This window comes from Vulcanococcus sp. (assembly GCF_044369115.1).
Taxonomy (GTDB): Bacteria; Cyanobacteriota; Cyanobacteriia; order PCC-6307; family Cyanobiaceae; genus Vulcanococcus.
Genome location: NZ_JBIPMN010000135.1, coordinates 1 through 7,418 on the forward strand (window position 1 = coordinate 1; position 7,418 = coordinate 7,418).

The window sequence follows — 7,418 nt, forward strand, 5'->3', positions numbered from 1 at the left end:
CCAGCCTGATGCTGATCGCGGCGATTGTGGAGGCGGTGGTGAAAACGGCCCGTGAGTTCATTTTCATCGAAACCGCCAACCGCATCGATCAAGACGCCAAGGCCACCATTCTCGATCAGATGGTGCGCCTGCCCCAGAGCTTCTTCGACAGCCGGCCGGTGGGCCAGGTGATGTTCTACCTCAGCCAGCTCGATCGCCTGCGCGAGTTTCTGCTCGGGCCCACCCTCACCACGGCGATCGATTTCCTGTTCAGCCTGCTCTATCTGGCCATCCTGCTGGCGATCAGCCCGCTGCTCACCCTGGTGATGCTCAGCACCCTGCCGCTGGTGCTGGTGCTGGCCCTGGTCAGCAATCCGCTGATCTATTCACAGATCAAGCGATCGATCGCTGAATCGGTGCGCACCTACAGCTTCCTCAACGAAGCCATCACCGGCATTCAAACGATCAAATCCCAGAACGCTGAGCTCAAAACCCGCTGGGAATTTCAGAACCGCTATGCCCGCTACCTCGGCGAGGATTTCAAGCTGCGCATCAGCCGCGAAACGATCGCCAATGTGGCGGATTTCCTGCGCAAGCTCAACGAATTGTTGGTCACCGCTGTTGGCATCTGGATGTGCATCGAGGGCACCCTTAACCTCGGTGAATTCTTTGCCTTCCGCATCCTGGGCGGCTATATCACCGGCCCGATCGCCCAGCTGGTGCAAACCTGGCAGCAATACCAGATGAGCAGCCAGCAGCTCACCATGGTGGCCGACATCGTCGATCGCCCCACCGAGCAGACGCTCGACGAAGCCCAGAACATCCCGATGCCGCCCCTGCAGGGCCGCGTTCAGTTCATCGATGTGGCCTTCCGCTTCCGCGACGACGGCCCCCTCACCCTCGAGGGCATCAACCTCGAGATCCCCGCCGGTGCCTTCGTGGGCATGGTAGGGGCCTCCGGCTCCGGCAAATCCACCCTGCTCAAGCTGCTGCCCCGCTTCTACCGGCCCCTCGACGGCAAGGTGCTGATTGATGGGCTCGATATCAACAAGGTGGAGCTCTATTCCCTGCGCCGCCAGGTGGGTGTGGTGCCCCAGGATTCCCTGCTCTTCGATGGCACCATCCGCGACAATCTGCTGCTGGTGAAACCGGATGCCACGGCCGACGAAATGATCCGCGCCGCCCGTATCGCCTGCGCGCACGATTTCATCATGGAGATGCCCAAGGGCTACAACTCCGATGTGGGTGAGCGCGGTGCCGGCCTCTCCGGTGGCCAGCGCCAGCGCCTCGCCCTGGCCCGCGCCGTGCTCCAGAACCCCCTCATGCTGATTCTCGATGAGGCCACCAGCGCTCTCGATGCCAGCACCGAGCGGCAGGTGTGCATCAACCTCTTTGAAGCCTTCCGCGGCCGCACCGTGTTCTTCATCACCCACCGCCTCTCCACCGTGCGCCCGGCCGACACGATCGTGTTGATGGATAAGGGCGCCATCATGGAAATGGGCAACCACAACCAGTTGATGGCCGCGCGCGGCTGGTATTACGCCCTCTTCCAGAGCCAGAACCAGGAGGGCCTCAGCTGATGAACGGCCCCGATCCCTCCACCCGCCTCCTCCGTTTCTATGAGCGCGGCTTCGCCTGGTTGCGCTCCCCTGGGCGCCGCCGTTCCCGCGCCGGCGCCCAACCAGACCCCACGATCATTCCGGTGCAGGTGGATCTGGTGGGCGAACCCCCAGCCGCCCTGCCCTTCGGCAGCGGCAACATCAACGGCAGTGCCAGCGCCGAGGGCCTCCCCCAGCCCCAGTCGGCCCTGGCCCGCTCCGATTGGAACTTCCGCGAAACCGTGCTGCTCCGCCCCAAGCGGCGCAGCGCTTCACTGCTGATCTGGACGGCCGTCGGCGGCAGCGTGGCCGTGGTGATCTGGGCCCTGGTGGCGCCGCTCTCGGAAACCGTGGCGGTGCAGGGCAAGCTCGAGCCCGGCAACAAGGTGCGCGATGTGGAGGCCCCGGTGCCCGGCGTGGTGGAGGCCGTGCTGGTGAAGGAGGGCGAGCCGGTGCGTAAGGGCGAACCGCTGCTCCGCTTCGACCTGCGCGACGCCCGCAGCAAGCTCACCGCCGCCCAGGCCGTGCGCGAGCGCCTGATCAACGAGAACCGCATCTTCAACGCCTCCCTCGGCGAGCCCTCCGCCACCGCTGGCCTCACAGCCAACCAGCGCCTCCAGCTCTCCACCCGCTCCCGTGAGTTGCAAAGCCGTGAGGAGGCCGCCCGCCAGGAGCTGCGCAAGGCGCAGACCCGCCTCACCGGATTGCGCTCCAGCCTCAACACCGCCCGCGTGATCGAGCAGCGTTACGCCTCCCTGGAGCGCAGCGGCGCCGTGAGCGATCTGCAGCTGCTCGAACTGCGCAACAAGGTGCAGGAGTACAGCACCCAGGTGGGTGAAACCGAGCGGGAGATCGCCCGCCTCCAGGCTGCCCTGATCAACACCACCGCCACCACCGGCGTGGATCTGCGCACCCGCATCGAGGAGAACCTTAAGCGGATCAGCGAATTGGATGCCGAGATCCGCCAGGCGCGTCTGCAGTTGCAGTACAGCCAGCTCAAGGCCCCCAGCGATGGCGTGGTGTTCGACATCAGCGTGGGCCCTAGCAGCGTGGTGCAGCAGGCGGCCGCCAAACCCCTGATGAAGGTGGTGCCGCAGGACGGCTTGCAGGCCCGCGTTTATCTGCCCAACAACGCCGTGGGCTTCGTGCGTGTGGGCCAGAAGGCGGATCTCTCGATCGACACCTTCAACGCCTCCGACTACGGCCGCATCCCGGCCACGGTGAAATCCGTGGGTTCTGATGCCCTCACGCCTGAGGAGCTCACCCGCGTGCTCGGCAGTCAGGCCAGCGGCCTGTACTTCCCCGCCGTGCTCCAGCTCGGCAGCCAGCAGCTCAGATTGCAGAACCGCAGCGTTCCCCTGCAGGCCGGCATGTCGCTCACCGCCGACATCGTGCTGCGCCAGCGCCGCTTCATCAACATCTTCACCGGCTTCTTCGAGGATCAGCGCCGCTTCCTCGAGCGCCTGCGCTGAGGGCCGTGATGCCTCCTTCCCCTCCGCCGGATCAGGATGCTTGGTGGCGCTATGTGCCCAAGGGTGAACGGGCCGAGCGCCGGCGCACCGTGCAGCGCCTGCGTCTGGCCAACCGGCTGCGGCACCGGCCGAACCAGATCGCCCTGTTGATCGGCTTCTATGCCCTGCTCTGTGGGGTTCCCTTCGCCCTCGGCCTCGGCGGCCTGGCCCTGATGGCCCTGCTGCCGCTGCTGCTGGCACCGCCCCTGGCTTACCTGGTGTACTGGCTCACCTGGAAGGAGTTCAACGAATAGGGGAGGGCGGCTTCAGCGCGGTGCCATCGCCGCCGCCGTGCCTCCGTAGAGGCTGTTGATGTCTTGCAGCAGCCAGGCCGGGATGTGTTGTTCGCCACCGCCGAACTGGATCTTGCCCGGCTGATAGAAGGGCAGCACCGCCAACAGAGCATTCAGGGCCCGCGGCTGCGCCATGTTGCTCACCACGGGTGCCAGCTGGGCGCGCAGTTGCTGATCCTCGGGAATCAGCGGCTCCCGCGTGAAGCCGCAGCTCAGCAGGTTGCGATAGAGCTGGCCGAAGTTGCTCTGATACAGCTGCGGGATCTGGGCGGTGTTCACATCCAGCCAGATCTGGCCCATCTGCCGCCGCAGCCCGATCAGTTCACGCCGCACCTCCTGATCGGAGGGATCGATGCCATACAGGTTGATCAGGCCGCTCATCCGCCCCAGGAACTCCCGGTTCTGCACCAGGCCCAGCGCCTCCGCCCCGCGTCGCTGGCCCATCACCGGCAAGGGCATCGCCGGCTGCATCCCCAGTCCGGGCGCAGCCCCGTATCCCCCCATCTGGCCGGAGCTGCCCGCCGGGCCCAGCAGCCCCACCGGCTGGCGCAGGCGCTGCAGCAGCACTGGATCATGCAGAGCGGCGTAGTCCTGCAGCAGCCATTGCGGCACCTGGCGCAGCGGATCGGCCACCCGCATCTTGCCCCGGCCGAAGTAGCCCATCGCCGCCAGCAGCACGTTGGTGGTTTCCGGGCGCTCGAAGCTCGTGAGCAGGCGCTGGCTCAGTCGCCGTTTCCACTGCTCTTCGTCGGCCAGCAGCGGTTGGGCGGAGAGCGGTCCGCCCAGCATGGCCCGGTAGCTGGCCCCGATCGGTGAGCGATAGAGGATCTCCAGCTGGTCCACCGGGGCCGCCAGCCACAGCCGTGCCAGACACTGCCGCGCCCGCCGAGCCTCCTGCAGGATCTGGGCGGAGGGGTTCTGCTGCAGCTCCTGGAAGATGCCCGTGAGCCGTGTCGCCGACCACGGCGTGATCGCCAAAGGGTCAGCGCCGCCATCGCCGATGCCACCCCTAGCCGGAGAGGCCACCAGGGAATCCGCTGCGGGAGGCGGCCAGCTGGCCCGGTCGGTTCGCCCGAAGATCCGACTCCACAAAGACATAACGAAGCAGCTCGCGTCAGCCCATGCCAGAGCTGTACTCACCTGATCCTACTTAGCCTCTCGCCATGGAACTGTTGTGCATCCACCAGAACTTTCCCGGGCAGTACCGACACCTGGCCTCCGCGCTGGAAGCCCAGGGGCACCGGGTGATCGGCATGGGGGCCAGCCCCCGCGAGGGTGCCCTGCATTACGACTGGCAGGACAGCCAGCCGGCCGGCGGCCCGGTGGATCCGGATCTGGAACGCAATCTCCAACGCGGTGCGGTGGTGGCCGAGCGCTGCCAGCAGTTGCGCGACGACGGCATCAGGCCCGATGCCGTGCTCTTCCATAGCGGCTGGGGCGAGGGCCTGTATCTGCGCGATGTCTGGCCGGAGACGCTGCTGATCGCCTACCCCGAGCTCTATGCCAATCCACAGCTCCTGGGCTATGGCTTCGATCCCGATCTTGCGGCCATGCCCCCCCACCTGCGGCAGGCCATGCGCCGCCAGAACCTGATGGCCCTCGCCGCCATCGCCGATGCCGATGCGGCGGTGGTGCCCACCCGCTTCCAGCGCGATACCTTCCCTGCCCATCTGCGCAGTCGCTTCCAGGTGATCCACGAGGGGGTCGACACCACCCGGGTGACGCCCTACCACCGCCGCCACGTGCAGCTCAATCCGCAGCTGATGCTGCGCCACGGCGATCCGGTGATCACGTTCGTGAACCGGAACCTCGAGCCCCTGCGCGGCTTCCGCACCTTGATGCGCGCCCTGCCGGAGATCCTGGCCCGTCACCCCACCGCCCAGGTGCTGATCGTGGGTGCCGATGGCCACAGCTATGGCCCGGCTTCGGGCCATCCGGCTGGCTACCGGGGCGAGATGCTCAGCCTGCTCGGCCATCGCCTGGATGCCAGCCGCGTGCACTTTCTGGGCCGGGTGGATTACCAGGCCCTGTTGGGCCTGTTCCAGATCAGCGCAGTGCATGTGTATTTCACCTATCCCTATGCCCTCTCCTGGAGCGTGCTGGAGGCGATGGCCTGCGGCGCCCTCGTGCTCGGTTCCGACAACGATCCAGTGCGTGAGCTGATTCAGCACGGCCGCAATGGCCTGCTCAGCCCGTTCGACCGCCCCGATCTGTTGGCCGCCCATGTGCTCGAGGTGCTGGCCGATCCGGCCCGCTTCGCCCCCCTCGCCGAGGAGGGACGCCGCACGATCGAGCAGCGCTACGCCCTCGAACACTGCGGCCGTGCCTACAGCCAGCTGGTGGGCAGCCTCAGCCTGGTGCGCTGATCCCTGCAGCCTCGCCGGCCCTGAACGCCTGCAGCAGCGCTGCGATCGCCCCCGGCCAGTCGCCGGTGCGGGGTTGCCGGAACAGCCTCAGGCTCGGATACCAGGGGCTGTCGGAGCGTTGCCGCAGCCAGCGCGGATCGGCACTCCAGGGCAGCAGCACCCAGGTGGGCATCCCCAGGCAGCCGGCCAGATGGGCCATGGCCGTATCCACCGTGATCACCAGATCCAGGGTGAGCAGCAGCTGGGCGGTGGCCAGAAAATCCGCCGTCGCCGGCAGCTCCTCCACCAGCAGCCCGCGCCAGGCTTCCGCTCGCTCGCGGTCGTTGCCGTGCTGCAGGCCCACCAGGCCAGCACCCGCGGCGGCCAGCCCCTCGAGCAGGGATCCCAGCGCCGCTGCGGGCAGGCTTCGTTTGCTGTATTCGCGCCGGGTGAAGCCATCGTCGAGCTTGCGTCCAGCCGCCCAGAGCACGCCCACCCTCAGGGGGCTGCCATCGCCAGTCCTCCGCTGTTGCGCGCGCGGGAGCTGCAGCCAGGGACCAGGCCCGCAGCGCAAGGGATGGCTCCAGGCTCCGCCATCCAGCCGGGCCGGCAGGCTCTGCAGCGCGATGTGGTGCTGCTCCCAGCCCGCTTGCGGCGGCGGGGCAGCTGGCTTGGCAAACATCTGCGGAGGTCGGGTCATCCAGCGCAGGCCCTCCCGCAGCAATGGCACCAGGGCTTCCTCCACCAGCAGCTGTGGCACGGGATCCTGCGCTGTCAGGTGCAGGCTCAGGGGCTGCAACCAGCGCAGATGCTGCAGGGTGTCGCCGAATCCCTGTTCGCTCCAGATCTGCAAGGGGATGCCCGCGGCTGAAGCCCGCTGCAGCTCCTCCTGGCTGCCGTTCCAGCCCGGTCCGGCTCGCCAGGCCTCCAAGGCCTCGATCGCCAGGCGCTCCTCCGCCCGGGTAAAGGCTTCCCGGTAGCGTTCCAGGCCGATCAGGGTCTGGCTGAGATTCCAGCCCGTGAGCGGGTCGCTCTGCAGGTCGCCGCTGCGCCGATAGGCCCTCGCCGCCGGGCCGAAGCGCTGCAGGTCGCGCAACGCATTGCCGATCCCGCGCCAGGGCAGCCCCTCAGCCGGAGCCAAAGTGCTGGCGCGCTCAAACCAGCCCAGGGCGGCCTCAGGCTGATCGGCCAGCCAGAGCACATTGCCCAGATTGCTGCACAGGCGGTGGTCGGCCGGCACCAGCGCCACGGCCTCCTGGTAGGCCTGGGCCGCACGGTCCCAGTCGCCGTGCTGCTCGGCGATCTGCGCCCTGTGCAACAGGGGCAGGAGCCGTTGGCGGAGCGCGGCATCCCAGGCGCCTGCCGTCTGATTCATGCCGTCTCAACCATCAGCGATTCTGATACCTGCTGCCGTTCATGCAGTTTCTGGATTCTGTCAGGGTTTGCCGAGGAAATCCTGAGAAAGTTGGGCCGCTCTAGGTAGCTGGCGACACACTTTTCACTCCGTCCCCCGTCGTGCCTCCTGGTGGGGATGGCCAAGATCACAGGCGCGGCAGGCGATCTCGCGGAACGGTTGGTCTGTGTTCGCTGAGCTTCCGTCCGGATGGGGCAAGCTCCCCTGCATGCTTGACCCCACGCCGGCTCGGTGATATTATTAAATCAACAAGAAGGTTTCAGAGACATTGTTCTGGG

6 protein-coding genes are annotated in these 7,418 nt (G+C 67.0%); 4 read left to right on the top strand and 2 right to left on the bottom strand.

All coding sequences use genetic code 11. The features are described 5' to 3' along the window. The 3 genes from ACIQ2E_RS10720 to ACIQ2E_RS10730 all read left to right on the top strand — a co-directional run. On the top strand, nucleotides 1-1,559 hold a 1,559-nt coding region (locus ACIQ2E_RS10720; protein WP_398330098.1), incomplete at its 5' end, for a peptidase domain-containing ABC transporter. Next, nucleotides 1,559-3,049: an HlyD family efflux transporter periplasmic adaptor subunit gene (locus ACIQ2E_RS10725; RefSeq protein WP_398330101.1), complete on the top strand. Its 1,491-nt coding sequence runs from the start codon at nucleotides 1,559-1,561 to the stop codon at nucleotides 3,047-3,049. The genes ACIQ2E_RS10720 and ACIQ2E_RS10725, both read left to right, overlap by 1 nt. An 8-nt stretch (nucleotides 3,050-3,057) precedes the next feature. After that, nucleotides 3,058-3,342 (top strand): hypothetical protein, encoded by a 285-nt coding sequence (locus ACIQ2E_RS10730; protein WP_398330104.1) that lies wholly within the window; start codon nucleotides 3,058-3,060, stop codon nucleotides 3,340-3,342. A gap of 12 nt (nucleotides 3,343-3,354) precedes the next feature. Here the strand turns inward: ACIQ2E_RS10730 and ACIQ2E_RS10735 are convergent, their stop codons facing one another. Further along, nucleotides 3,355-4,407 carry a hypothetical protein gene (locus ACIQ2E_RS10735; RefSeq protein WP_398330107.1) on the bottom strand — a complete coding sequence of 351 codons (1,053 nt, stop codon included), beginning with the start codon at nucleotides 4,405-4,407 and terminating at the stop codon, nucleotides 3,355-3,357. 137 nt (nucleotides 4,408-4,544) lie between these two features. Between ACIQ2E_RS10735 and ACIQ2E_RS10740 the strand changes: the two genes are divergently transcribed. Continuing rightward, nucleotides 4,545-5,747 (top strand): glycosyltransferase, encoded by a 1,203-nt coding sequence (locus tag ACIQ2E_RS10740; RefSeq protein WP_398330110.1) that lies wholly within the window; start codon nucleotides 4,545-4,547, stop codon nucleotides 5,745-5,747. On the opposite strand, the gene ACIQ2E_RS10745 is transcribed toward ACIQ2E_RS10740, so the two are convergent. After that, a complete protein-coding gene (locus ACIQ2E_RS10745) occupies nucleotides 5,731-7,101 on the bottom strand; it encodes a tetratricopeptide repeat protein (protein WP_398330113.1) in 1,371 nt (456 codons plus the stop codon). The two genes, ACIQ2E_RS10740 and ACIQ2E_RS10745, sit on opposite strands and share 17 nt — an antisense overlap. Nucleotides 7,102-7,418: the final 317 nt, after the last annotated feature.

Coding starts and splice junctions, on each gene's coding strand:
- ACIQ2E_RS10730 (WP_398330104.1), top strand. CDS start 3,058: ATGCCTCCTTCCCCTCCGCCGGATCAGGATGCTTGGTGGCGCTATGTG.
- ACIQ2E_RS10725 (WP_398330101.1), top strand. CDS start 1,559: ATGAACGGCCCCGATCCCTCCACCCGCCTCCTCCGTTTCTATGAGCGC.
- ACIQ2E_RS10745 (WP_398330113.1), bottom strand. CDS start 7,101: ATGAATCAGACGGCAGGCGCCTGGGATGCCGCGCTCCGCCAACGGCTC.
- ACIQ2E_RS10740 (WP_398330110.1), top strand. CDS start 4,545: ATGGAACTGTTGTGCATCCACCAGAACTTTCCCGGGCAGTACCGACAC.